General features: G+C 48.4%; 15 protein-coding genes and 4 pseudogenes. 8 read left to right on the top strand and 11 right to left on the bottom strand.

Annotated elements, in window-relative coordinates:
• Window positions 1-4 precede the first annotated feature (4 nt).
• The 8 genes and pseudogenes from JCM16496_RS12725 to JCM16496_RS12685 all read right to left on the bottom strand — a co-directional run bounded on the left by JCM16496_RS12725 (window position 5) and on the right by JCM16496_RS12685 (window position 8,622).
• A complete protein-coding gene (locus JCM16496_RS12725) occupies window positions 5-1,594 on the bottom strand; it encodes an NADH-quinone oxidoreductase subunit D (RefSeq protein WP_025834706.1) in 1,590 nt (529 codons plus the stop codon).
• A gap of 213 nt (window positions 1,595-1,807) precedes the next feature.
• Window positions 1,808-2,427: pseudogene (locus tag JCM16496_RS12720) on the bottom strand (NADH-quinone oxidoreductase subunit B).
• Window positions 2,418-2,768: an NADH-quinone oxidoreductase subunit A gene (locus JCM16496_RS12715; protein ID WP_005823956.1), complete on the bottom strand. Its 351-nt coding sequence runs from the start codon at window positions 2,766-2,768 to the stop codon at window positions 2,418-2,420. Before JCM16496_RS12715 ends, JCM16496_RS12720 begins: the two are co-directional and overlap by 10 nt.
• Window positions 2,769-2,880: 112 nt before the next feature.
• Window positions 2,881-3,255 carry a hypothetical protein gene (locus JCM16496_RS12710; RefSeq protein ID WP_025834705.1) on the bottom strand — a complete coding sequence of 125 codons (375 nt, stop codon included), beginning with the start codon at window positions 3,253-3,255 and terminating at the stop codon, window positions 2,881-2,883.
• A gap of 103 nt (window positions 3,256-3,358) precedes the next feature.
• A complete protein-coding gene (locus JCM16496_RS12705) occupies window positions 3,359-4,810 on the bottom strand; it encodes a TrkH family potassium uptake protein (protein ID WP_025834703.1) in 1,452 nt (483 codons plus the stop codon).
• Between the two features lie 21 nt (window positions 4,811-4,831).
• Window positions 4,832-6,172 (bottom strand): Trk system potassium transporter TrkA, encoded by a 1,341-nt coding sequence (gene trkA / locus JCM16496_RS12700; protein WP_005835221.1) that lies wholly within the window; start codon window positions 6,170-6,172, stop codon window positions 4,832-4,834.
• A gap of 14 nt (window positions 6,173-6,186) precedes the next feature.
• Window positions 6,187-8,091, bottom strand: coding sequence for a 1-deoxy-D-xylulose-5-phosphate synthase (gene dxs / locus JCM16496_RS12695; protein WP_025834700.1), 1,905 nt, complete (start codon window positions 8,089-8,091; stop codon window positions 6,187-6,189).
• 330 nt (window positions 8,092-8,421) lie between these two features.
• Window positions 8,422-8,622 carry a hypothetical protein gene (locus JCM16496_RS12685; protein WP_025834698.1) on the bottom strand — a complete coding sequence of 67 codons (201 nt, stop codon included), beginning with the start codon at window positions 8,620-8,622 and terminating at the stop codon, window positions 8,422-8,424.
• 300 nt (window positions 8,623-8,922) lie between these two features.
• On the opposite strand from JCM16496_RS12685, the gene JCM16496_RS12680 reads away from it, so the two are divergent.
• From JCM16496_RS12680 to JCM16496_RS12660, 5 genes are all read left to right on the top strand, one after another.
• The gene (locus JCM16496_RS12680; protein WP_025834695.1) at window positions 8,923-9,912 is read left to right on the top strand and encodes a GSCFA domain-containing protein; all 990 of its coding nucleotides are present in this window, start codon (window positions 8,923-8,925) and stop codon (window positions 9,910-9,912) included.
• Window positions 9,888-12,425, top strand: coding sequence for a bifunctional UDP-N-acetylmuramoyl-tripeptide:D-alanyl-D-alanine ligase/alanine racemase (locus tag JCM16496_RS12675; protein ID WP_025834693.1), 2,538 nt, complete (start codon window positions 9,888-9,890; stop codon window positions 12,423-12,425). The genes JCM16496_RS12680 and JCM16496_RS12675 overlap by 25 nt, the downstream gene beginning before the upstream one ends.
• Window positions 12,426-12,536: 111 nt before the next feature.
• The gene (locus JCM16496_RS12670; RefSeq protein WP_025834691.1) at window positions 12,537-12,752 is read left to right on the top strand and encodes a Sec-independent protein translocase subunit TatA/TatB; all 216 of its coding nucleotides are present in this window, start codon (window positions 12,537-12,539) and stop codon (window positions 12,750-12,752) included.
• Between the two features lie 192 nt (window positions 12,753-12,944).
• Window positions 12,945-13,766, top strand: a complete 822-nt coding sequence (gene tatC / locus JCM16496_RS12665; protein WP_005835227.1) for a twin-arginine translocase subunit TatC — start codon at window positions 12,945-12,947, stop codon at window positions 13,764-13,766.
• Complete coding sequence (locus JCM16496_RS12660; protein WP_025834689.1) at window positions 13,766-17,197, top strand: DEAD/DEAH box helicase; 3,432 nt, start codon at window positions 13,766-13,768, stop codon at window positions 17,195-17,197. Before tatC ends, JCM16496_RS12660 begins: the two co-directional genes overlap by 1 nt.
• Window positions 17,198-17,444: 247 nt before the next feature.
• Here the strand turns inward: JCM16496_RS12660 and JCM16496_RS12655 are convergent.
• The 3 genes and pseudogenes from JCM16496_RS12655 to JCM16496_RS12645 all read right to left on the bottom strand — a co-directional run bounded on the left by JCM16496_RS12655 (window position 17,445) and on the right by JCM16496_RS12645 (window position 21,449).
• Window positions 17,445-18,934, bottom strand: a pseudogene (locus JCM16496_RS12655) (MFS transporter).
• 141 nt (window positions 18,935-19,075) lie between these two features.
• Window positions 19,076-20,030 (bottom strand): annotated as a pseudogene (kduI, locus tag JCM16496_RS12650) (5-dehydro-4-deoxy-D-glucuronate isomerase).
• A 27-nt stretch (window positions 20,031-20,057) separates the two neighbouring features.
• The gene (locus JCM16496_RS12645) at window positions 20,058-21,449 is read right to left on the bottom strand and encodes a PTS galactitol transporter subunit IIC (RefSeq protein WP_025834688.1); all 1,392 of its coding nucleotides are present in this window, start codon (window positions 21,447-21,449) and stop codon (window positions 20,058-20,060) included.
• Between the two features lie 292 nt (window positions 21,450-21,741).
• Between JCM16496_RS12645 and JCM16496_RS12640 the strand changes: the two genes are divergently transcribed.
• The 3 genes and pseudogenes from JCM16496_RS12640 (at window position 21,742) to JCM16496_RS12630 (ending at window position 25,715) form a co-directional block, all read left to right on the top strand.
• Complete coding sequence (locus tag JCM16496_RS12640; protein ID WP_025834687.1) at window positions 21,742-22,965, top strand: glycoside hydrolase family 88/105 protein; 1,224 nt, start codon at window positions 21,742-21,744, stop codon at window positions 22,963-22,965.
• Window positions 22,962-23,927, top strand: a complete 966-nt coding sequence (locus tag JCM16496_RS12635; protein WP_025834685.1) for a pectinesterase family protein — start codon at window positions 22,962-22,964, stop codon at window positions 23,925-23,927. The genes JCM16496_RS12640 and JCM16496_RS12635 overlap by 4 nt, the downstream gene beginning before the upstream one ends.
• A 21-nt stretch (window positions 23,928-23,948) precedes the next feature.
• Window positions 23,949-25,715, top strand: a pseudogene (locus tag JCM16496_RS12630) (pectinesterase family protein).
• The last annotated feature ends 7 nt before the right edge of the window (window positions 25,716-25,722 follow it).

The following is a 25,722-nucleotide window of genomic DNA, read 5'->3' as shown; positions in this document are numbered from 1 at the left end:
CCTTTTATCTGTCAATATCTGGTACTACATAATCCAATGTTCCGCCAATGGCAATAAGGTCGGCGATTTTAGCTCCGCGGCAAATCGTGTTTACGGTCGATACCAATGGCAAGCCCGTACTGCGGAAATGCAGGCGGTAAGGCATCTTGTCGCCGTGGCTTTCGAGGAAGACGCCGAACTCACCGCGGCTACCTTCTACGGCTGCATAATAAGTGCCTTCCGGTACGCGGATAATCGGTTTCATCTTTTCCTGGTAGGCTCCTTCCGGGATGTTGTCTATCAGTTGCTCGATAATCTTCAGGCTCTCCAGAATCTCATCCATACGGATAAGGTAGCGTGCCCACGAATCGCCTTCGGTGCGGATGATTTCTTTAAAGTCCACCTTGTCATATACGGCATACGGCATACGCTTGCGCACGTCGCAGGCCCATCCGCTGGCGCGTCCGGTGCCCCCGGTAGCTCCAAAGGCGATGGCATCTTCCCGTGAGAGTATACCCACACCTTTCAGACGTTGCTGGGCAATGATGTTCCCGGTGAATACGTCGTGATATTCGTGTAGGATACCGCGGAGGTAGGGGATGAACTCCTTCACTTTCTTTACGAAGCCGGGAGCAATGTCCGCCTGCACGCCACCGATGGTGTTGTAGTTCATGATGAGGCGTCCGCCGCAAGTTTCCTCAAAGATGTCGAGAATCTTTTCGCGGTCGCGGAAACCGTAGAAGAAGGCCGTCAGTGCACCCAGGTCCATAGCAAGACAAGAGTAGAACAGCAGGTGAGAGTCTATTCGCTGCAACTCGTCCATGATGGTACGTATGTACTGCACGCGTTCGCTTACTTCCACGCCCATTGCCTTTTCGATGCACATGCACAAGGCATGGCGGTTCTGGTGTGCGCCCAGGTAGTCCAGACGGTCGGTCAGAGCCAAGGTCTGCGGATAGGTCAGGCTTTCGCACATCTTCTCGATACCCCGGTGGATGTAGCCGCAGTTGGCATCAATCTTGTCGATGATTTCACCCTCCAATGATACACGGAAGCGCATTACGCCGTGGGTGGCCGGATGTTGGGGACCGATGTTCACCACATATTCCTCATCACCGAAAAGTTGCATCTCCTTATTCTTGACACTACCGTCGGGATTCAGCTCCAATTCCATGGTAGTGTCCACCGTTTCTTCGTTGTCCATACGCAACGGATTATCTTTTTCCGGTTCATTGTCTTTGCGCATGGGATAGCCTACCCAGTCGTTGCGCAGATAGAGTCGGCGCATATCCGGGTGACCGATGAAAACGATGCCGTAAAAGTCGTAGACTTCGCGCTCGTTGAAATCCGCAGCTTTCCAGATATCGCTGACGGAAGGAAGTTCGGGACGTTCGCGGTTCAGGGTGGCGGTGCGTACCGCTATCCGTTCGCCGGTAACAGTAGATTCCAACAGATAGACCACGCCGAGTCCGCGGGGGGTGTCCGGTGTGTCTTTCTCGTCGGGTATTCCCCAATCCATACCGCTGAGGCATTCCAGGAAGTCCATCTGTTTCTCTTTCCGCAGACGCAGCATTTCGTCGTGCAGGGCTGAGGGGGTAATATATTGTATTTCCATATTTAAAGTTTATATTTCAAGTAAAGCTCGCAAGGTTCTCAAGGCAAGCTATTGTCTTTTATAGTCGAACAGAATTGGTTTGCGAAAAAATACGGAGTAACTTACCTCTCCTCCCCGGAGGAGGGGAAGTAAGATAATCTCTCTATTCGCTTTTCTTTTCGCAAATCATTTCTGTTCTACTGTAGAACTTTCTGATTTCCGTAGAGTTTTCGATTAGCTTTCTTCCTTGCTCCCCTCGCCTTCGGAGAGGGGTTGGGGGTGAGGCTCCTGTCTGTTTACTCCACCGAAGTATTTCTCTATTTTCACTTTACGCTGTAATTGCATCATGCCGTAGTAGAATGCTTCCGGACGCGGAGGGCAACCGGGAATGTAGACATCTACCGGCAGAATCTTGTCCACACCGTTCACCACGTGATAGGATTTCTTGAACGGGCCTCCGCTGACGGCACAGCCGCCTACGGCTACTACATATTTCGGATCGGCCATCTGGTCGTAAAGACGTTTCAGAACGGGAGCCATCTTGTTGGTGATTGTTCCGCAAACCATAATCATGTCTGCCTGGCGCGGACTGGCACGGGCTACCTCGAACCCGAAGCGCGCCATATCGTAGCGGCTGCGCCGAGGGCCATGAATTCGATACCGCAACAGCTGGTTGCAAACGTAAGAGGCCACAGTGAGTTGCTGCGTCCCCAGTTGACGAAATCGTCCAGTACACCAAGGGCGACATTGGCGCCTCCGGCATTAAGTTCCCGAACCAGTTTCTCCAACGTTTCGTTGTCCGTAAACTCCTCATAAGGGATAGATTTGATTTTCGGCTTCTTTGTCACTTCCATTCCAAAGCTCCTTTCCTCCAGGCATAAGCAAGGCCCAGAATCAATATAATCAGGAAAAATAAAACACTGAAAAGTCCTGCTACGCCAAGTTCGCGGGTGATGACTGCCCAAGGGAACAGAAATACCGTTTCCACTTCGAACATCAGGAACAGGATGGCAAACAGATAGTAACCTACCCGGAATTGCATCCACGATTTACCGCGGGTAGGGATACCACACTCGTACGGCTCCATCTTCTGTGCATTGTACGAACGGGGTGCTATCGCATTGGAGAGCGCGATGACGATACCCACGAAAGCGATTGCCGTCAATAAGACGACCACTAACAAAGTAAAGTTCATAAACCTGATAAGATTTTAGATATATAATAATAGATACATCGCACCGGAGGACAAAACCTCTGAATTGTTGTCCGGCGAGGTCAAGGGGCAAGCGTCTGCGCTTGCAGGCCTTCTAAATGATAATCTTTCTTAGCCCGAATATGTAATAGTTCGCGTCGGGTACGGGATGAGGAGACAGATTCAACAAACGGTCGCATTCCGGTGCATAGGCATGCTGCTGCATCTTGTAGATGTACATGCGCAGGAGTACGTTTTTGTTGGTTGGTACTTGCGTATGGTCCACATGCTCTATGCAGAGGGAGTTTGGTGAAAACAAGTCGTAGAACTTCTGGACTGCCTGTTGGGTGGTGGTAGGAGCTTGTGACAGCGTGCAGCATTCTGCTTGTCGGGTGGCAGGAACGCACGAAACGTCTGCAACTCCGGTTGCATTGTCGTGCAATAGGACTGCAAAGATTATGATTAAACAGTATTTAATGCATTGCTTCATACCACAATTCTCTCTTTCAAGGGCGCAAAGATATAATAAGTATTGTTCAATTTGCTATCTCCGCATAACAAAAAATGATTATTTTTACACTTTTTATCCTAAATCAATTCCGTTTCCAGAAATCCGGTGTGAAAAGCAGCAGTACGGTAAATAACTCAAGACGACCCAGAAGCATTAAAAAGGATAACAGCCATTTAGCTGCATCGGGCAGGGCATTCCACGAATAGGCAGGTCCGGTTTCACCCAATCCGGGTCCCATATTACCGATGCTGGAAATGACGCAGCCCATTGATTCTTCAGCCCCGACACCCATAGCCATCATGAGCAGTGTGCTGATGACTATAATGGCGATATAAATAAAACAAAAAGCCAGTACGGTGGAGACAATGGAGGGAGAGATTACCTGCTTGTTTATCCGTACCGGAAGTATGGCATTGGGGTGTAGGATGTGTTTGAACTCGTTTCGTGAGACTTTGGTAAGAATTACCATACGTATACACTTCAAGCCTCCGGTGGTACTGCCTGCACACGCCCCCATCAGCATGATGATGGTAAGCAGCCCCCACAGGACGGGTGTCCATTGCATGTAGTCATCTGTCGCAAAACCGGTGGATGTATGGAGGGAAATTACTTGGAACAAGGATTTGCGGAAGGATTCTTCCATCCCCATGGGACTGGTATAGTAAAGTACGATGGCTATGACGGCAGTGAAGAGCACAACTGAACCGAAATAGAATTTCAGCTCGGCATTGCTGATGAATTTCTTGAATTTCCGGTTGGCGAACAATAATAGCAAGGTGAAGTTGATGCCGGAGATAAACATGAAAATGGAGATGACATATTCTATATAAGGAGAATTGTAGTAGGCAACGCTGGCCTGCTTGGTGGAGAAGCCACCGGTACCGGTAGTGGCAAATGCATGGCAGATACTGTCGAACCAGTCCATACCTCCAAGCATCAGCAGGCCGACAAGTAGAGCGGTTATGCCGGCATAGATACTCCAAATCCATTTGGCGGTGATACCGATACGAGGATGAACCTTGTCATGTGTAGGGCCGCTTGCCTCGGCGGCGAACACCTGCAGGCCACTGACTCCGAAGATGGGAAGCACTGCAATGGTGAACATGATGATTCCCAAGCCGCCAATCCACTGTGTCATACTGCGCCAGAACAGTATTCCATGAGGAAGTGATTCGATGTCGTTCAGGATAGTGGCACCCGTACTGCTGAAACCGGACATGGTCTCGAAGAACGCATTGGTGATGTCGGGTATGTATCCGCCTATATAGAAAGGCAGCATTCCGAAAAGAGAAAATGCCACCCAGGCAAAGCTGACCAGCACATATCCGTCACGGCGCGTCAGTTGCCGTTCACCTCCCTTGCCGAGAGCCGCCAGCAATAAGCCTATCCCTGCTGTGATGCCTCCTGCTTTCCATAAATCGAACATATCGCTTTCTCTGTAGTAGAAAGACACGCCCGAACAGACCAGAAACATGACTGTTTCCAGCAATAGCAGAATACCGATAATCCGTATGATTGTCTTGAAGTTAATCATTTACCAACTACTCATTCTCTATTAGTTAAAGTATTTTTCGATTTTCTTAATCATCATGTTCAGGCAGAATACCACTACATGGTCACCCGGTTGTATCAGGGTGTTACCCATAACCACGACGCCTTCCCCCTGGCGGATAAGTCCGCCGATGGTGGCTCCTTTCGGGAGGCCGAGGTCTTTTACCGGATGTTTGGTAATCTTCGAGCCGGCCTTGACGGTAAATTCCGCTACATCGGCATTGGCAAAGGTCAGGCATTTCACGTTGCTGACGTCCGCATCCAGCATCATCTGGTAGATGTGGCTGGCAGCAATCATCTTTTTGTTGATGACGGTGCCGATGTCAAGGCTTTCGGCCATGCCTATGTAGTCGATGTTCTCCACTTCGGCTACGGTTTTGCTGACTCCCATGCGTTTGGCGGCAAGGCAGGCCAGGATATTAGTCTCCGAGTTGCCGGTCAAGGCAACGAAGGCTTCCGTATTCTTCAGTCCCTCTTCCACAAGCAGGTCCATATCCCGCCCGTCGCCATTGATAATCATGGTGCGGTCGTCGAGCAGCTCGGTCAGGCGGTTGCAGCGGTTCAGGTCGTTGTCCACGATTTTCACCTGCATGTAGTCCGGGACATATTGGGCGGTGCGTACGGCAATCCGGCTTCCACCCATAATCATCACGTTGCGCACGTCGGCATAATCTTCCTTGCCGGCTATTTTGCGGATGTAGGGGACGTATTTTCGTGTGGTGGTAAAGTATACGATGTCATGTAGCTTGATGGTATCGTCACCACGGGGAATCAGTGTCTCGCTTCCCCGTTTGATGGCTACCACGTGATAGGGCAGCTCCGGTCCGCCCAGTTCGTGGAGGGGGATGTTCAGTATCTCGGCTTTTTCGCGCATCTTGGTGCCTATCAGTATCAAGGCTCCTCCGCAGAACTCCCACCATTGGCGTACCCAGCTCATGCGGATGGAGGACACGATTTCTTTGGCGGCAAGCATTTCCGGGTAGATGAGTGAATCGACACCCAGCTTCTGGAAAAATTCCTTGTTTTTGGGCAGCAGGTATTCGTAGTTGTCAATGCGGGCTACGGTCTTTTGTGCTCCCAGATTGTTTGCCAGCATGCATGCGGTCATGTTCCGGCTTTCATCGGGGGTGACGGCTATGAACAAGTCAGCCTCTCCCACTCCCACTTCTTTCAAGCCTTTTATGGAGGTGGGGGAGGCCGTAGCCGTCATCAAGTCAAAGTTGGAGTTCAGTGTACTCAACTTTTCTTCGTTGTCGTCCATCAGAATGATGTCCTGCTTCTCGCGGGACAGCAATTTAGCCAAGTGTGTGCCTACTGCGCCGGCACCTGCAATAATTATTTTCACTTCTCTTGTAATTGTCAATCGTCAATTGTCAATTGATTATAAATTCCTTCTTCGTCCATATCGCAAAGATGATACAACTCTTGTATGGTGCCGTGTTCTATGAAGGCATCGGGTACACCGATACGTCTGATATGGGGAATATAGTCATTGTCCGCCATGAACTCCAGTACGGCACTGCCCATTCCTCCTTTTTTGACACCGTCTTCTATGGTGACGACATGCTGGAAGTTGAGTCCCACCTCGTGCAGCAGCGCTTCGTCTATCGGCTTGAGAAAACGCAGGTCGTAGTGGGCGATGGAGATTCCTTTGTCCTTCTCCGCACGCTCTATGGCACGTGCGGCTACGTTGCCTATGGGACCGAGGGTGATGACTGCCAGGTCTTTGCCTTCCTTCAGTCTGCGCCCTTTGCCTACGGGGATTTCTTCCAGCGGACATTTCCACTCCAGCAATACGCCGCGTCCGCGGGGATAGCGGATGACGAACGGACCTTGGTCCGGCAACTGTGCCGTGTACATCAGGCGGCGCAATTCATGTTCGTCCATCGGTGAAGATATGGTAAGGTTGGGAACCGGACGGAAATAGGCCAGGTCGAAAACTCCGTGGTGTGTCGGTCCGTCTTCTCCTACCAGTCCGGCGCGGTCCAGGCAAAGTACGACGGGGAGGCGGAGCAGGGCGATGTCATGGATGACATTATCGTATGCCCGCTGCATGAAGGAGGAGTAGATGTTGCAGAAAGGCTGCATTCCTTCTTTAGCCATACCGCCCGAGAAAGTGGCTGCATGCCCTTCGGCAATACCCACATCGAAGGCACGGTCGGGCATGGTGTCCATCAGCTTGTTCATGGAGCATCCGGTGGGCATGGCGGGGGTTACTCCGACGATTTTCGGATTTTCCTTAGCCAGTTCTACCAGCGTTTCCCCGAACACGTCCTGGAAAAGCGGAGGCAAATTGCTGGTGTCCGCTTTGAGGCGTTCTCCGGTTTCCGGATCGAACTTGCCCGGTGCATGCCAGATATCGGGATTCTTCTCGGCAGGTTCGAATCCTTTTCCTTTTACAGTGTGCAGATGCAGTATTTTCGGTCCCTGCATATCTTTGATGTCCCGCAGGACACGGGCTATGTTTTTCACATCGTGTCCGTTGATAGGGCCGAAGTAGCGGATGTTCATCCCTTCAAAGATATTCTGCTGCTGGGCGGCCATTGATTTCAGACTGTTGGCGAAGCGAATCAGCGCTTTACGGCGGTCCTCGTTCAGAAGTCCCATTTTGAACAGCAGTCTGGATGTCTTGAAGCGCAGCTGGTTATAGCGGTTGCTGGTAGTCAGGTTGAAAAGGTACTGCTTCATGCCGCCTACACTTCTGTCTATCGACATGTCATTGTCGTTGAGAATGATAAGAAGGTTGTTAGGAGTAGACGAAGCGTTGTTCAGTCCTTCGAAAGCCAGGCCGCCGCTCATGCTTCCGTCGCCGATGATGGCGACCACGTGTCGGTCTTTCTCCCCCTTTTCGGCAGCGGCAACGGCCATGCCCAGGGCTGCGGAGATTGAATTGGACGCATGTCCGCAGGCGAACGTGTCATAGTCGCTCTCCTCCGGCGAGGGAAAAGGACGGATGCCCTTGAACTTGCGGTTGGTGGAGAATGCTTCACGGCGTCCGGTCAGTATCTTGTGCCCGTACGCCTGATGGCCTACATCCCAGACTATGCGGTCGTACGGAGTATTGAATACGTAGTGCAAGGCAACGGTCAGCTCTACCGTGCCCAGACTGGCTGCGAAATGTCCGGGGTTACACGAAACCTCCTTTATAATGTCTTGCCTCAATTCTTTACAGACTTCAGGAAGCTCTTCTACGCTGAGTTGGCGTAAATCCCCGGGAAATGTAATGGTGTTAAGCAAGTTATATGTTGTTGGTTCTGTTCTCATTTCTAATCTGAAGATTACAAAATGCAAAAGTAGCAAAAGAAAACGGATGACGGGAAGTTTTAGAAGGAAAAAAAGCCTCTTTTGTTCACTTCTGTTTTTAGAGCTTGTTCCAGAAACTGTTTTGTTTTTATTAAGAGCTTGTTTAAATTTTCTTGGAAAATGCTCATAAGAAATTATTTCAGGAAATTTTAAACAGGCTCTAAGCAATGATTAAAAAATGACTTAGGATAAACCCGTTGGCGGAATTATAGTCAAATAGAAATGACTTGCGAAGAAAAGAGGTGAAATAGAGAGTAACTTAACTCTCCTCCCCGGAGGAGGAGAGTTAAGTTACTTCACGTTTTTTGCAAACCAATCTTGTTCTGCTACAACTGCCTGGGCAAATGCACGCACCGGTTTTAGCTTGTCCTGTTTTTCAGTCCGCTCCTTATCCGCTCCTTGTCTGCTCCGGGCTTTCTCCGTATCTATATGTACGGACCATATACGGAGCATATACGGACCAGGTACGGAGCGGGTGGTAAGATGTCTCATTTATCAGGTTTTGCGCATGATTTAATCCTGCCGACAGGTTCGTAGAATGAATAGCCAAACAAAACTTGGATTATTTACTTGTAAAGGTCTTGAAAGGGCTGGAAGTCTAATGGAGGCAAACAAGAAAATGTCCTAAGTTATTTTTTAATCATTACTAAAAGGAAAATTTAAACAGACCCTAAACTTGATGTCTGTTGAAAAATACAGCTTTACAAATTGAATTTTCGTATCTTTGTGGCGTAGCAAGCAGTTGGTACATCCTTTTTTCCCGAAAGTGAATGGTTTATTTATTCCGAGCTTATGAATCTTTATACGCCTGTAGAAGTAGTTTCCAGTATGCCCCTTCTTTCGCAAGAGAATAATCTGTTGCTGATGGGTTCTTGTTTTGCGTCCGAGATGGGGCAAAGGCTGGCGGATGCCAAGTTCCGTTGTGACGTCAATCCTTACGGTGTGCTTTATAATCCGTTTTCCATTTCTGCGGCATTGCGTGAAATCATTGCGGGCAGATGCTACAATGAAAACGATATTTTTCTCTTTCATGAACTTTGGCACAGTGCCATGCATCATGGTAGTTTTTCCTCAGTCTCTGCAGAGGAAACATTGGCAGGCATTAACGGACGTTTGAACAGTGCCCATGAAAGACTGGACCGGTTGGATTGTCTGCTGCTGACTTTCGGCTCTGCCTGGGTTTATGAAAATAAAAAGACGGGAACTGTAGTTGCCAATTGTCATAAGCAACCTGAGTCCTGCTTTACCCGCCGTATGCTTTCTGTCAGTGAAATAGTATCTGATTACACCTCTTTGCTTTCCGGCTTGCTGGCGCGGATTCCCCGGCTGAAAGTATTGTTCACGGTCAGCCCCATCCGCCACGTGCGCGACGGAATGCATGCCAACCAGCTCAGTAAAGCTACCTTGCTACTTGCCGTGAACCAGTTGCAAGCCGCTTTCCCGGAACATGTTTTCTATTTTCCGGCTTATGAGCTGCTGCTCGACGAGCTTCGTGACTATCGCTTCTATGCAGAAGACATGGTGCATCCTTCCGAAACAGCCATTCGCTATGTTTGGGAACGGTTTACCCGGTCGTGCATCTCTGCCGATGCGTTACGGATTATGGAAGAAAGTGAAAATATCCGTAAGATGTTGTCACATAAGCCATTTTATCCCGCTTCAGAAGAGTATAAGCGTTTTTTAGGACAAATTGTGTTAAAAATAGACCAACTTAACGGAAAATACCCGTACTTAGATTTCCAAAAAGAGAGAGAAATATGTCGTATTCGATTGAAAGCATAACCGAAAGTATTGGCGCACGGCGTATGGGAAACGCGCCGGCTACCATAGACTGGCTGCTCACTGACAGCCGTTCCCTGAATTTTCCTGAGGAAACATTATTCTTTGCCTTGACCACCAAGAGGAATGACGGTGCGCGCTATATTGCAGATTTATATGCCCGTGGAGTACGTAATTTTGTGCTTAGCGAAGAAAACTTTAGATTAATTGACAATGGACAATTGACAATTGACAATGCTATGCAGCGTGATGATGTGCAGGCAATTGTCAATTGTCAATCGTCAATTGTCAATTATCTCATCGTTCCCAACCCGCTGAAAGCCTTGCAGAAACTGGCGGAACAGCATCGGAACCGGTTCCAGATACCGGTCATCGGTATTACGGGAAGCAACGGTAAGACCGTTGTGAAGGAATGGCTGCACCAGTTGCTCAGTCCGGAACGTGCCATTATCCGTTCTCCCCGCAGTTATAACTCCCAGATTGGAGTGCCTTTGTCTGTGTGGCAGATGAACGAACAGTCCGAACTTGCTATTTTTGAAGCCGGTATTTCCGAGCCGGGGGAAATGCGTGCTTTGCAGAACATCATCAAGCCTACCATAGGTATCCTGACCAATATAGGAGGGGCTCACCAGGAAAATTTCTTCTCGTTGCAGGAGAAATGCATGGAGAAGCTGACGCTTTTCAAGAATTGTGATGTAGTGATTTATAATGGTGACGATGAGTTCGTCAGCAACTGTGTGGCGAAGTCCATGCTGTCTGCACGTGAGATTGCGTGGAGCCGGAAAGATATGGAACGTCCTCTATATATAAGTAAGGTGGAGAAACGGGATGACTGTACTGTCATTTCCTACCGCTATCTGGATATGGACAATACGTTTACTCTACCGTTCATAGATGATGCTTCCATCGAGAATTCGCTGAACTGCCTGGCCGCATGCCTCTATCTGATGCTTCCTGCCGAACAGATTACAGAACGTATGGCAAGGCTGGAACCCATCGCCATGCGGCTGGAAGTCAAGGAGGGAAAAAATAACTGTCTGTTGATTAACGACAGTTATAATTCTGACCTTGGCTCATTGGATATTGCACTCGATTTTCTTTACCGCCGTTCGCAAAGTAAGGGATTGAGGCGGACTTTGGTCCTTTCGGATATATTGGAGACCGGTCAGAATACGCCGACACTTTACCGACAAGTGGCACAGCTGGTAAACAGCCGCGGCATTGAACGCATCATAGGTGTAGGAAATGAAATATCTTCCTGCGCTGCACGTTTTAATATAGAGAAGACCTTTTATCCGGATACAGAGGCCTTGATACGTGCCATCCAGCGTGGGGAACTTCGCCTTGAAAACGAAATTATTCTGATTAAGGGTGCACGTAAGTTCGGTTTTGACTCCTTGACGGAAGTATTGGAGAAGAAGGTGCACGAAACCATCCTGGAGGTTAACCTTGGAGCGATGATTGCCAATCTGAACTATTATCGTGGCAAGCTGAAGCCGGAAACAAAGATGGTCTGCATGGTGAAAGCCTCCGCTTACGGTGCAGGTTCTTATGAAATAGCCAAAACTTTGCAGGAACATCATGTCGATTATCTTGCCGTGGCGGTTGCCGACGAAGGCTCCGAACTCCGCAAAGCGGGCATCACTGCAAGCATCATTATCATGAATCCTGAGATGACTGCTTTCAAGACCATGTTCGATTACAAGCTGGAGCCCGAAGTATATAGCTTCCATCTGCTGGACGCCCTGATTAAAGAAGCGGAAAAGGAAGGTATCACAAACTTCCCCATCCACATAAAGCTGGATACCGGTATGCACCGCCTGGGGTTTGCTCCGGAGGATATGCCCCGGCTGATAGAACGGCTGAAGGGACAGAATGCCGTGATTGCCCGTTCTGTCTTCTCGCATTTGGTAGGGAGCGATTCGCAACAATTCGACAGTTTTACACGCCGGCAGATAGAAATGTTCGAGAAAGCGTCCATGGAATTGCAGGAGGCTTTTCCGCATAAGATACTTCGCCATATCTGCAATTCCGCAGGTATCGAGCGTTTCCCGGGGGCGCAATTCGATATGGTGCGCCTGGGTATCGGCCTCTATGGTGTCAATCCCATAGACAATTCCATTATGAACAATGTGAGCACGTTGAAGACTACCATCCTCCAGATACGTGATGTTCCCGAAGAGGATACGGTGGGCTATAGCCGGAAAGGGCATCTCACCCGTCCGTCGCGTATAGCGGCTCTTCCCATCGGTTACGCCGACGGCCTGAACCGCCATCTTGGAAACGGACATGCCTATTGTCTTGTAAACGGCCAACGGGCAGCCTATGTAGGGAATATCTGCATGGATGTCTGTATGATTGACGTAACGGACATCGATTGCAAGGAGGGTGACAGTGTGGAAATTTTTGGTGACCATCTGCCTATAACCGTTCTTTCCGATGTACTCGAAACTATTCCTTATGAGGTGTTGACAAGCGTTTCTACGCGGGTAAAACGTATTTATTATCAAGACTGAAGATAGGGGTCAGGGATTAGGGATTAGGGATTGCGATAAAATTAATCCTTAATCCTTAATCCCTAATCCTTAATTTTCCTATCTTTGCACTATAATTAATCAGATATAACTATGACAAACTTACTTTTATTAGGCTTTCTGCCCAGCGGTTCCGAATGGATAATTATTGCATTGGTCATCTTACTGTTGTTTGGCGGTAAGAAAATTCCCGAATTGATGCGTGGTTTGGGCAAAGGAGTGAAGAGCTTCAAGGATGGTGTGAATGAAGCCAAAGAAGAGATAAACAAGGCTCAGGAAGAACTGGATAAACCGGCTGAAAAGAAATAAAGGAACGAGGGTATTTACTATTTGACGATTTACTATTTACTATTTGATACTCTGAGAAGTTCAGGAGTATGGGTAGGCTTGTTGCCTTTTCCACAGCGCAGCCCAAATAGTAAATAGTAAATTGTCAAATAGTAAATCCCCACAGCGCAGCCCAAATAGTAAATAGTAAATTGTCAAATAGTAAATCCCTTTATGTCGGAAAAAGAACTAACCTTTTGGGACCACTTGGACGAGTTGCGCCGGGTGTTGTTCCGTGTACTCGGTGTGTGGTTTGTATTGGCTATCGGTTATTTTATCGCCATGCCTTATCTGTTTGACAATGTGATATTGGCTCCTTGCCATAACGACTTCATTTTCTATGACTTGTTGCGCTGGATAGGGCAGAGACTGGACTTGCAGGATGAATTCTTTACCCAGGAGTTTCATGTGAAGCTCGTCAATATCAATCTTGCCGCACCGTTCTTTGTCCACATGTCTACCGCTTTCTGGATGTCGGTGGTAACGGCTGCTCCTTATATTTTCTATGAAATCTGGCGCTTTGTAAGCCCTGCCCTCTATCCAAACGAGCGTAAAGGGGTGAGGAAAGCGCTGGGTATAGGTACAGTGATGTTCTTCATCGGTGTGTTGCTGGGGTATTTTATGGTCTATCCGCTGACATTGCGTTTCCTTTCCACTTATCAATTGAGCGCAGCCATCGAGAATCAAATTTCCCTGAACTCGTACATCGACAATTTCATGATGCTGGTGCTTTGCATGGGACTGGCATTCGAACTGCCGCTGGTGACATGGCTGCTTTCCCTGCTGGGACTGGTGCACAAGACCTTTTTGCGGAAATACCGCCGTCATGCTGTTGTCATCATTGTTATTGCCTCGGCCATCATTACTCCGACCGGTGACCCGTTTACCTTGACAGTAGTGGCGGTACCGCTTTATCTGCTCTATGAGTTGAGTATCCTGATGATAAAGGATAAAAAGACTGATGATGAAGCGGAAGAAGTGGAGACAGAGGAATGATGGATTGTGAAGTAAAGGAATATTTTAGTATATTGCTGGAAGCCTGCCACGTTGAGGAAATCTCCTTGGACGTGGCCTACCGGCAATTGCGCGAGTTGCTGGAGCGTTTGTGCCGTACACAGATGCCCGACGGCAGCTTGCAGATGACGGACCTTTCTGCACGTATCAGTTTCGTGGCTTCGAAGGCCGGACTTTCCACCGTGGAACAGAACCGTCTGCATACCTTCCGGCTGACCTCCAATGCTATTCTGAACCGCCAGGCGGAACCGCAACGTGAACAGTTGTTGCGTGATGCCAAAACACTGTCATTCTTTATCAAGCGCTTGACGGGGGAGGAGATACCTGCCGAACTTTATCGCCTGCTACCCCGTGCGGATGCCACCTATATAGTGGCACCGCCTGCCAAAGAACGGATAAAGCGCATGCGTGTCTGTTTTCAGTATGCCGATGATACTTATTTATATGTACTGCCCGTAGACACTGTGGCCGATGAGCCGTTGCGTGTCCGTTATAATGTACCTCAGATTAATGAAGAGTTTGCAGAAACCTGCCGGATTCTGTGGCGGCATGCCCAGGTCAATCTGCTGGATGTTACGGTGGACGAAGTCGGCATACTCACCCCTTCCTTTATTATACTTGAGCCCGATTACTTGATAGACATCAGTTCGCTTGCCGAATGCTTCAAGGATTACGGGCATCATCCTGCCAACTATATCCTGGCACGGCTCCAGTCGCCGGACAATACCCGTCCGTTACTGTTGGGTAATATTGCCAACCTCTTTCTGGACGAATGGATTCATGCCAAGGAGGCACCCGATTATTTGGCATGCATGAAGAAGGCCTTCCGTTCTTATCCCATCGAGCTGGCAGCATGTGCCGACCTGCGCGACCGGGAGAAGGAAGCTGAATTCTTTTCCGATTGCAAGCGCCATTTCGATAATATCCACCGGACGGTGACAGAAACATTCCGTGCATCCGGCTATGAGCTCGATAGGACTGATGCCGTGCTGGAACCCTCTTACATCTGTGAAGCATTGGGCTTGCAAGGGCGTTTGGACTACATGCAGCGGGATATGACCTCGTTCATTGAAATGAAGTCCGGTAAGGCGGACGAGTATTCCATCCGTGGTAAGGTGGAGCCTAAAGAAAACAATAAGGTGCAGATGTTGCTCTATCAGGCTGTGTTGGAGTATTCTATGGGAATGGACCATCGACGTGTAAAGGCCTACCTGTTCTATACCCGTTATCCGTTGCTTTATCCGGCACGCCCTTCGTGGGCAATGGTGCGCCGTGTGATGGATGTGCGTAACCGGATTGTAGCCAATGAATATGGCATCCAGTTACGGAACAGCCCGCAGTATACGGCAGAGCGCCTGAAAGACATCCATCCGGACACCTTGAACGAGCGCGGTTTGGACAATACCTTGTGGAAACGCTTCCTTTACCCCTCCATTGATGCCGTAGCGCAACGCATCCGTTCGCTTTCGTTGTTGGAACAAAGCTATTTTTATACGCTTTATAATTTTATAACCAAGGAACTCTATACCTCCAAATCCGGTGATGTGGATTATGAAGGGCGTACCGGCGCTGCCGCCCTCTGGCTTTCCACACTGGCTGAGAAATGTGAGGCAGGTGAAATTTTGTACGATTTGGTTATTTGCGAGAATCATGCGGCAGATGCGCATAAACCGTATTTGTCACTCAGAACGAAGCAAATGGTTGCTTCCCGGCAGGAGCGGGTTCTGCCCAATTTCCGCCAGGGTGATGCGGTGGTTCTTTACGAACGGAATACGGATACCGACAACGTTACCAACAAGATGGTGTTTAAAGGTAATATAGAGCGCATATCCGATGACGAGGTCTGTATCCGTCTTCGTGCCACTCAGCAGAATGCGGGTGTGTTGCCTGCTGCCAGCCTCTATGCCATAGAGCACGACTATATGGACACCTCCTTTCGTAGCATGTATCTGGGACTTTCCGCTTTCCTTTCTGCCACTCAAAGACGGCGTGATTTGTTGTTGGGGCAGCGCCCTCCCGAGTTCGATGCTTCTTTGGATGCCGCTATTGCGACCGCTTCGGATGATTTTTCGCGGATTACTCTGAAAGCGCAGGCTGCCCGCGACTATTTCCTTTTAATCGGTCCGCCGGGTACCGGCAAGACCTCCCGCGCGCTGCGGGGCATGGTAGAAGCCTTTTACCGGGAGGGGAAACAGATTCTGCTTCTTTCGTATACCAATCGTGCCGTAGATGAAATCAGTAAGGCACTGGCTTCCATTGAGCCTGAAATAGACTTTATCCGTCTGGGCAGTGAGTTGTCTTGCGATGAGTCATTCCGCCCGTATCTGATTGAGAATGTGTTGGAACCTTGTGCCACTCGGCGGCAGGTGCAGGAGCGCATTGCCCGTTGCCGTGTTTTTGTCGGTACGGTTGCCACGCTTTCTTCCAAGACCGAGCTTTTCCGGTTGAAGACTTTCGATGTAGCGATTGTGGATGAGGCTACCCAAATTTTGGAACCACAACTGCTGGGGTTGCTCTGTACCCGCAATCCCGCAGGCGCGGATGCCATCGGCAAATTTATTTTGATAGGTGACCATAAGCAGCTGCCCGCAGTGGTCTTGCAGTCGTCCGAGCAGTCGGAAGTGTGTGACGAAGCTTTGCAGGCCATCGGATTGTATAATTTGAAAGATTCCCTTTTTGAACGCCTTTATAGGAATCTCTCCAAGGAAAGTGCCAATCGCCAGGCATTAACCTCTCATTCTTCATTCCTTATCCCTCATCCCTCCTACGACATGCTCTGTCGTCAGGGTCGTATGAATATCGAGGTAGCCTTGTTTCCTAACCGGGCTTTTTACGGTGGTCTGCTGGAACCGGTTGGTCTGCCGCACCAGCAGGGCGAGCTGACTCTTGCTCCTGAGCTGTGTGATTGTGAGTTTGCCGGCTTGCTGACTCGTCGTGTCGCTTTTCTGCCTGCCGCAGTCGAACCGCAGGCACAGTCGGCCAAGATGAACCATTCGGAGGCGCGGATTGTGGCACGGTTGGCATCGGCTGTCTATCGGCAGTATGCAGCTGTTTCCGGTTTCAACCCGGCTGTCACTTTAGGTGTCATCACTCCTTATCGTAGTCAGATAGCCTTGATTAAAAAAGAGATTGCCGCTTTGGGTATTGCTCCTTTGGAGGATATATTGGTAGACACTGTGGAACGCTTCCAAGGTAGCGAACGGGATGTCATTATCTACTCTTTCTGTGTGAACCGGGCTTATCAGTTGAAGTTTCTGGCAAATATGACGGAGGAAAACGGTACTCGGATTGACCGGAAATTGAATGTTGCCCTTACTCGTGCCCGCAAGCAGATGTTTATGACAGGAGTGCCGCAACTATTGAAACTTAATCCTATTTATGCCGAGCTCTTGTCTGTAGTTTGCCATTCGTAACCGTCTTATTTAGTAAATCTTAAATATTTTCTGCTTCTTTATAGAGTTTATTAATAACGCTGTGTGAGATAAACCATTATCTTTGCATCACGTTTTTTTCATAGAGATTTAGATTTAAGGTTAGAAGAATTGTGGAAGTCGTGAGACTTCCCTTTTTTTCATCTTAAATTGTGTTCCATTTACAGTTTTTTGTTTTTGACTGTAATTGAACGAAAAAAGCCTTTTCGTGAGAAAAGGCTTTTTGAATTTAGTCCACTATAATCGGTTTGTACTTCGGAACCAGTGCCTTCATGATGCACCAGCCTATCAAGTAGGACACTGCACATACACAGAAGATGATGAAGTATCCGGCAGGCTTGCCCTGGAATCCAAGAAATACCATTTGTGTCTTGTCAGCATGGTCAAACAGCAAACCGGAACTCATGTTGATGAGGAATGAGCCGATACCGCCCGCCATACCTCCGATTCCCACAATGGTGGCAATGGTGCTTTTGGGAAACATATCACCTACCACAGAATAGATATTGGCCGACCAGGACTGATGGGCAGCGCCTGCAATACCTATGATGATAATCGGGAACCAATAGGCTTGTTCGCCAAATACTTCCTTGTTGCCCAATGGCTGTGCAAACAATGCCAATAGCGGGAACAGTGCGAAGATGAACATGGCTTGCATGCGTGCGGCGTAGGGATTCTTACCGGTTTTGTTGATAATGATGGTGGGTAATTTCCCGCCATAGATGGACAACATCGTGATGGCATAGAGCACAAAGATAAGCATCTGTGCTGTGGGAGTATCTGAGGAGAATCCGTAAACGTCCGAGATGTATGCAGGTGCCCAGAAGAGGAAGAACCACCATACGCCGTCAGTCATGAACTTGCCGAAAAATACAGCCCAGGTCTGCGGATATTTGAAACATTGCAGGAAAGAAATGCTCTTTTCGTCTTTGCTTGCCGGAGCAGTCGCCTTTTTACTCTCCTCGTTGTCTTTGTCTTGTTCTATATATGCCAGCTCAGCTGCGTTTACGTGTGGATTTTCATCAGGTTTCTTGTACATGAACATCCACAGTCCCATCCAGATGAAGCCCAATCCGCCGATAACGATAAAAGCCATTTCCCAGCCGTTGCCCACGCCCATGCGTTGGAAGTAGCGGGCCAGGTAGGGATACATAATGGGGCTATCAGTGCTCCGATGGTAGAGCCGGCATTGAAGATGGAAGTAGAGAAGGCACGGTCTTTCTTGGGGAAATATTCGGCCGTCACCTTGATGGCGGCAGGAAAGTTTCCTGCTTCACCGATGCCCAGTATGATACGGGCGGCAATGAAGTAGTAAACGCTGGTGATGGCTATGGTAGAGGCCAATGCACCGGTAGCGCTAATCATGTTGGCGGCATTTTCAATGCCGAGGGTCATTTCTGTGGCAAGTCCGCAGAGGGCGTGCATACAAGCGCCGATAGACCATACGGCAATGGCCCATAAATACCCTTTTTTCGTTCCCATCCAGTCGATGAAACGTCCGGCAAACAGATTGCCTAAGGCATAGACGATGGAAAAGATAGCTGTGATGTAGCCGTAGTGTGTATCGGTCCAGTGGAATTCGGGGGAGATGAAATCTTTCCAGGTCAATGAAAGAACCTGGCGGTCGAGGTAGTTGACGGTTGTCGCGAAGAATAGCATGGCGCAGATAATCCAACGGTAATTGGTCATCCGCCCCGTGGTGTTTTGAAATGTACTCATGATAATAGATTTATATTTTGATGCAAATGTAGGGGTTTGTGTGTTGTTTGAGGTGTAATATTTGGTAAAAAGGATGTAGAAAATGACAAAAATAGGCATGGATTATTTATGTCCATGCCTATCGGACGTTGCAGGGCAACTTTATTTCATATCGATGTATTTGATTTCGTCTTTATCGCTGTATTTCAGGTTTTCACCGCCCATACCCCAGATGAAAGTATAGTTGCTGGTTCCGGCAGCAGCGTGGATGGACCATTCGGGAGAAGTGATAGCTTGTTCGTTGTGCAGCCATATCAGACGTTCTTCCTGCGGTTCGCCCATCAAGTGACAGATAGCGTTGCCGGGTTTCAGGTTGAAGTAATAGTAAGCTTCCATGCGGCGAGTGTGTGTGTGGGCAGGCATGGTATTCCATACAGAACCGGGAGCCAGTTCAGTGAGTCCCATCTGCAACTGGTTGGTACCACCGTCTTTCACTCTTTCCAGTACATCTTTCACAATCAGCTGGTTTACGATACGGTCGTTGCTGTCCTCCATTTTTCCATAATGGTCGGAGATGCCCAGTGCATATTTCTTGGGGTTGGCTTTCTGAAGCTTGGCATCGGTAGTAATCAGCTGGGTAACATAGGCTTGTAGGCCGGAGCCGAGTTGATGTAGAACTTGGCAGGATTGGTAGCGTCGTTGCTTTTGAAGGTTACTTCCTTATTTCCGCAGCTACGTAAAGGGCTTCCTTATACTTCATGGGGTATTCCTTACCGTCTACAGTGACCACTCCGTCACCACCGGTATTGATGACACCCAGTTCGCGGCGTTCGAGGAAGTAAGTGATTTCCGGACCCAGTTCACGGAACACTTCCAACTTCAATGTCTTGTTCACCGGCATGGCGCCACCGTAAATCAATCGGTCGTAGAGGGTGTAGGTTACGTTGATTTCGTCCGGAGCCATGACTTTGTCCATCATGAATCTGCTGCGCAGAAGTTCCGTGTCATAATGCTTCACATCCTGCGGATGGCAGGCGGTCTGCACTTTGTAATTCACTTGGGCATTGGCTGCCATGGCAGCTGCTCCCATCATAAATGCAAGTACTAACTTTTTCATAATCCGTTACTATTTAATTTTTAACTTTTAATTTTTGATTGATTTCTGGTATTTGATGATGGCACGACGGTTCATAATCATCAGGAACAATGTGCATAATACAAGGATACCGGAGCCTATCCATTTCAACGAGTAGGTCAGGTGGAAAATGACCCAAGCGAAGGGGCTGGATGCAAAATCCAGTGCGCCGCCTTCAAAGCCGGCGGGGATATTCACGGCAGCATCTTGTGTCTTCTCGTATACATCGTGGGCTGCTTGTGTGAAATAGGGGGCGAGGTCTGTTACGAAATAAAGACCGATGGTCAGTACAACGAGTCCGATGATGAACGTCTTTACTACATTTCCTTTCGTGATGGGCAGTACCAGCGGGAAAAGGTAGAACATTCCGGCCAATGATGCCAGAGGCAGGAACTGGTTACCCGGCAGGATGACAGCCAGCAATATGGTTACGGGAATCAGCAGCAGGGAAACCACCAGCGTTGCAGGATGGCCGATAACCAATGCAGGACTCATGCCGATGTTCAGGCCGACAGCACCTTTGAATTTCTTGGCAATCAGCTCGCGGGTAGCATCGGAAATAGGCTTCAAGCCTTCGATGAACAAAGCAGTGATACGCGGAATCAGCTCCATTACGGCGCCCATCTTGATACCCAAGCCTAATATATAAGGTATCTTGTCTACCAGTTCCTGACCGTTCTTGCAAGACAAGGTACCGATACCGCAACCGACCAGAATACCCAGGAACAAAGGCTCACCCAGCAAGCCGAATTTCTTCTTCATGCCTTCCGCATCGATGTTCAATTTGTCAAAACCGGGGATTTTGTCCAATGCTTTATTGATGACTACGGCAAATGGTACGAAACCTGCGCAGAAAGGCTGTGGAATGGAGATACCCTCCATCTTGTCGTAAAATCTCTGGAATTTGTCGGCGGTATAGTCGGCCATAATCAGGGTAATGATGTAGCAGATGATAGCGGCGAAGAAGCCCCACCAGATATTGTCGCTGGCAAAATAAACGACTGCGCCGATAAATGCGAAATGCCAGTAGTTCCAAAGGTCGATATTGACCGTACGGGTTGTTTTCGTTAATAACATCAGAAGATTTACTCCCAAACATACCGGAATGATGAATGCACCTACCGATGTGTTATAGGCTACAGCCGCAGCTGCGGGCCATCCCATGTCGAATACCTTCAACTGAAGGCCGTAAATTTCAACGACTTGGCTCAAGGCAGGACCGAGGCTGCTGGTCAACAACGCAGTGACGACCGACAGACCTACGAAACCGACACCTACCAGCAGACCGCTCTTTAGTGCCTTACTGAACTTAATGCCGATGCATACACCCAAAATTGTAAAGATTATAGGCATCATCACTGCTGCTCCTAAGCCGATGATATAACCAAAAACTTGTTCCATTCTCTTGTGATTTAATTAGGTAATTGAGTTTGTTTTTGCAATAGTATGAATTAAAAACCGGGTCAAAAATAAGACCTTTTCTCAATTAATCAAACTTGAAAAGCATAATTATTAGTAAATGGGACGATTTTGGACGAAATTGGTCGTTATCGTGCACAAAATTGCTCGTTTCCGCACACGAAAACCAAATAATACACCCTCTGTGTTGAAAAGTACACATTCGTTTGGAAAGAAAGCATTACTTTTGTTCTTAGAAATAAAACTGGTCTAATACAAAAAAATGAATGACTGCATGAAGAATAATTCAATTTGTAAATTTATTGTATCTGCAATACTGTTGGCTTTCCCGTTGGGGATGTGGGCGCAACGTGTAAGTAGTGAACAGCCTTGGTCTGTGCGTATGGTAGAGTCGGAAATGATTCGATGTCCGGAATCATGGCAGCTCGATTTTCAACCGAGACTGAAATGGGATTATTGCCACGGGCTGGAATTGCAATCTATGTTGGATGTGTATGACCGCTATGGAGATGAGAAAATTTATGATTATGCTTTGGCATATGCTGATACGATGGTGAATGCTGATGGGAGTATCAAAATGTACAAGCGTGAAGAGTTCAGCCTTGACCGCATCAACTCCGGTAAGTTTATCTTCCGTATTTACGAGCAGACAAAAGACGAAAAATACAAGAAGGCATTGGCACTGATGCGCAGCCAGCTTGACGACCATCCGCGTAATGAGGACGGTGGGTTTTGGCACAAGAAGATTTATCCGCATCAGGTGTGGTTGGACGGTATCTACATGGGGGCGCCTTTCTATGCTGAATATGCCTACCGCAATAATCGGGTGGAAGATTATGCGGACGTAATCAACCAGTTCCTAATGGCAGCCCGTCATACTTACGACCCTGAAACAGACTTGTATCGCCATGCTTGTGATGTAAGTCGGAAGGAACGCTGGTCGGACAAGGAAACGGGACAGTCTCTCCATAGCTGGGGACGCGCAATGGGCTGGTATGCCATGGCATTTGTCGATGCACTTGATTTTATTCCGCCGCATGAGGCGGGAAGGGATTCAATGTTGGTGATATTCAATCATCTGGCCGATATGGTGAAACGTCTGCAAGATGACAAGACCGGGCTGTGGTACCAGGTGTTGGACAAAAGCGGTGAGCCGGGCAACTATCTGGAGTCTTCTTGTTCTGCCATGTTTGTCTATTCTCTGTTCAAGGGAGTGCGTAAAGGGTATCTCGACAAATCCTATCTGGACGTGGCTGTCAAAGGGTATCAAGGTATTCTCGACCACTTTATCGAAGTGGATAAGAATGGTGTCGTTTCCATTACCCGGGCATGTGCCGTAGCTGGATTGGGGGGGAAGAACTACCGTTCGGGAGACTATGATTATTATATCAACGAGACAATCCGCAATAATGACCCCAAAGCAGTCGGCCCGTTTATTCTGGGTTCATTGGAGTGGGAACGTCTTCAAGAGGTTAAGGAAACCGTTAACCGGAAATGAAAAGGTTGCTACAGTGTACATTCATGGCAGCATTGCTTTGCTTGGCAATGCCGTTGTCCGCACAAACGGATTGGAAACGTCATATCGTGGTAGCGTGTGATGGGGCAGGAGACTACCGTACCTTGACGGAAGCCATGGAGGGTATTCGCGCTTTTATGGACTATAAGGTGACGGTATTCATCAAAGACGGCATATACAGGGAAAAGGTGATTGTTCCGTCTTGGATTGAAAATGTGGAGTTTGTGGGTGAGAGTGTGGAGAATACTGTCATTACGTATGACGACCATGCCAATATCAATAAAATGGGAACTTTCCGTACCTATACCCTGAAGGTAGAGGGGAGTGGCATTACTTTCAGGAATCTTACGATAGAGAATAATGCCCCCCGCCTGGGGCAGGCAGTGGCTCTTCATACGGAAGGCGATCGCCTGATATTTGCAGATTGCCGTTTCCTGGGAAATCAGGACACCGTTTATACTGGAGCGGGCGGTACCCGTCTCTTCTTTTTGAATTGTTATATAGAAGGCACTACGGATTTTATCTTCGGTCCTTCCACTGCCTTGTTCGAGGGATGTACCGTTCATAGCAAGATGAATTCGTATATTACGGCAGCATCCACTCCGGCAGATGTTGAGGTGGGGTATGTATTCAAAAACTGTAAGCTGACGGCTGCTCCCGGTGTGGACAAGGTTTATCTGGGTCGCCCGTGGCGTCCTTATGCAGCCACAGTGTTCATCGATTGCGAACTGGGCAAGCACGTTTGTCCGGCTGGCTGGGACAATTGGCGCAATCCGGCGAATGAGAAAACTGCCCGTTATGCCGAATATGGAAGTACGGGGGAAGGTGGAGTTGCTGAAGGACGCGTGCGGTGGGCCAGGCAATTGTCTCAGGAAGAAGCAGAAAAGTACAATGATATAAAGTTCATTTTCAGACTATGCGGAGACTGGAATCCGGAAATATAACCATATCTTATTAATATCATCATGAAACATAAATTGATTCTGTTCTTAGGCTTGTTCTTTCTGTTCTCGGCTTTTAAGTCCGATAGACCGGTTGTCACCATCTTTATGATTGGTGATTCTACAATGGCCGACAAAAATTTGACGGGAGGTAATCCTGAAAGAGGCTGGGGACAAATGTTGCCCGGTTATTTTTCTGAAGACATATTGGTGGATAACCATGCTGTGAATGGCCGTAGTTCCAAGAGCTTTATTGATGAGGGACGTTGGGACAAGGTGCTTTCTTTAATTAAGAAAGGAGACTACGTCTTTATACAATTTGGGCATAACGATGAGAAACCGGAAGCAGCCCGTCACACAGCCCCGGGAAGTACCTTTGATGCGAACTTGCGTAAATTTGTTGACGAGACACGTGCCAAAGGCGGAATCCCGGTATTGTTCAATTCCATTGTAAGGCGTAAATTTGGTTTAACTGCCGATGCGCAGACGGTGAAAGATGCCGTTAATCAGGATGATTTCCGCAATGATGCCAATCCGGATGCCAAACGGGATGCTTCTGCTGCCGTACATCCCAAAGAGGGCAATACGCTGATTGATACTCATGGGGCTTATCTGGAGTCTCCACGCAATGTGGCTAAGGAACTGAATGTGCCGTTTGTAGATATGAATAAAATTACCCACGACCTGGTAGAGGGATTGGGACCTGAGAAGTCGAAGAAACTCTTTATGTGGATAGCTCCCAACGCGGTTCCTGCTATGCCTAAAGGTCGTGAAGACAATACTCATCTCAATGTATACGGTGCTCGCGTTATAGCCGGGCTGACGGTGGATGCCATTGCCGGGGCTGTACCGGAGTTGGCACAATATGTCCGTCACTACGATTTTGTGGTAGCCCAGGACGGAAGCGGCGATTTCTTTACTGTGCAGGAGGCTATCGATGCAGTACGACTTCCGTAAGGGGGTACGTACTACCATTTTGGTGCGAAAAGGAATCTATAAGGAAAAGCTCGTAGTTCCCGAAAGCAAAATCAACGTCTCGTTGTTGGGACAGGAGGGTACTGTCCTTTCTTATGACGACTATGCCGATAAGCCCAACCGCTTTGGGGAGAACAAGGGGACTTCCGGCTCTTCATCCTGCTATATCTATGCTCCCGATTTCTATGCGGAGAACATTACTTTTGAAAACAGTTCCGGTCCGGTAGGGCAGGCTGTGGCATGTTTTGTCAGTGCCGACCGTGTGTACTTCAAGAATTGCCGCTTCTTTGGTTATCAGGATACGCTTTATACTTACGGTAAGGGTGTCCGGCAGTATTTTGAAGATTGCTATATAGAGGGTACGGTCGATTTTATTTTCGGATGGTCTGTTGCGGTATTCAATCGTTGCCACATCCATAGCAAGGGCAATGGTTATGTAACGGCCCCTTCCACGGATAAAGGGCAGAAGTACGGGTATGTTTTTTATGACTGCAAGTTGACGGCAGATTCCGGTGTGGACAATGTATATCTTTCCCGCCCTTGGCGTCCTTATGCGCAAGCCGTTTTCATCCATTGTGAATTGGGTAGGCACATCTTGCCTGCCGGGTGGAACAATTGGGGCAACAAGGCGAATGAGAAGACGGCTTTCTATGCCGAGTACGAGAGCCGTGGTGAGGGGGCCAATCCCCGTGTACGTGCCTCTTTCTCTCACCAACTGAGGGGATGGAGGGGTATAAGATGGAGGATGTGCTTGAAGGGCTTGATGGATGGAATCCAGTGAAGAATGGCAATGGATTACTGAATGTCAGGCGATAGACAGTTA

The sequence above is a fragment of the Bacteroides rodentium JCM 16496 genome (assembly GCF_000614125.1).
GTDB lineage: Bacteria > Bacteroidota > Bacteroidia > Bacteroidales > Bacteroidaceae > Bacteroides > Bacteroides rodentium.
The sequence above is the reverse complement of the archived record's forward strand: the minus strand, read 5'-3'. Positions and strand labels throughout refer to the sequence as shown.

What these genes read in the sequence shown, in the direction of transcription:
- JCM16496_RS12725 (WP_025834706.1), bottom strand. Translation starts at nt 1,594, where the DNA reads ATGGAAATACAATATATTACCCCCTCAGCCCTGCACGACGAAATGCTG.
- JCM16496_RS12715 (WP_005823956.1), bottom strand. Translation starts at nt 2,768, where the DNA reads ATGAACTTTACTTTGTTAGTGGTCGTCTTATTGACGGCAATCGCTTTC.
- JCM16496_RS12710 (WP_025834705.1), bottom strand. Translation starts at nt 3,255, where the DNA reads ATGAAGCAATGCATTAAATACTGTTTAATCATAATCTTTGCAGTCCTA.
- JCM16496_RS12705 (WP_025834703.1), bottom strand. Translation starts at nt 4,810, where the DNA reads ATGATTAACTTCAAGACAATCATACGGATTATCGGTATTCTGCTATTG.
- dxs (WP_025834700.1), bottom strand. Translation starts at nt 8,091, where the DNA reads ATGAGAACAGAACCAACAACATATAACTTGCTTAACACCATTACATTT.
- JCM16496_RS12685 (WP_025834698.1), bottom strand. Translation starts at nt 8,622, where the DNA reads ATGAGACATCTTACCACCCGCTCCGTACCTGGTCCGTATATGCTCCGT.
- JCM16496_RS12680 (WP_025834695.1), top strand. Translation starts at nt 8,923, where the DNA reads ATGAATCTTTATACGCCTGTAGAAGTAGTTTCCAGTATGCCCCTTCTT.
- JCM16496_RS12675 (WP_025834693.1), top strand. Translation starts at nt 9,888, where the DNA reads ATGTCGTATTCGATTGAAAGCATAACCGAAAGTATTGGCGCACGGCGT.
- JCM16496_RS12670 (WP_025834691.1), top strand. Translation starts at nt 12,537, where the DNA reads ATGACAAACTTACTTTTATTAGGCTTTCTGCCCAGCGGTTCCGAATGG.
- tatC (WP_005835227.1), top strand. Translation starts at nt 12,945, where the DNA reads ATGTCGGAAAAAGAACTAACCTTTTGGGACCACTTGGACGAGTTGCGC.
- JCM16496_RS12660 (WP_025834689.1), top strand. Translation starts at nt 13,766, where the DNA reads ATGGATTGTGAAGTAAAGGAATATTTTAGTATATTGCTGGAAGCCTGC.
- JCM16496_RS12645 (WP_025834688.1), bottom strand. Translation starts at nt 21,449, where the DNA reads ATGGAACAAGTTTTTGGTTATATCATCGGCTTAGGAGCAGCAGTGATG.
- JCM16496_RS12640 (WP_025834687.1), top strand. Translation starts at nt 21,742, where the DNA reads ATGAAGAATAATTCAATTTGTAAATTTATTGTATCTGCAATACTGTTG.
- JCM16496_RS12635 (WP_025834685.1), top strand. Translation starts at nt 22,962, where the DNA reads ATGAAAAGGTTGCTACAGTGTACATTCATGGCAGCATTGCTTTGCTTG.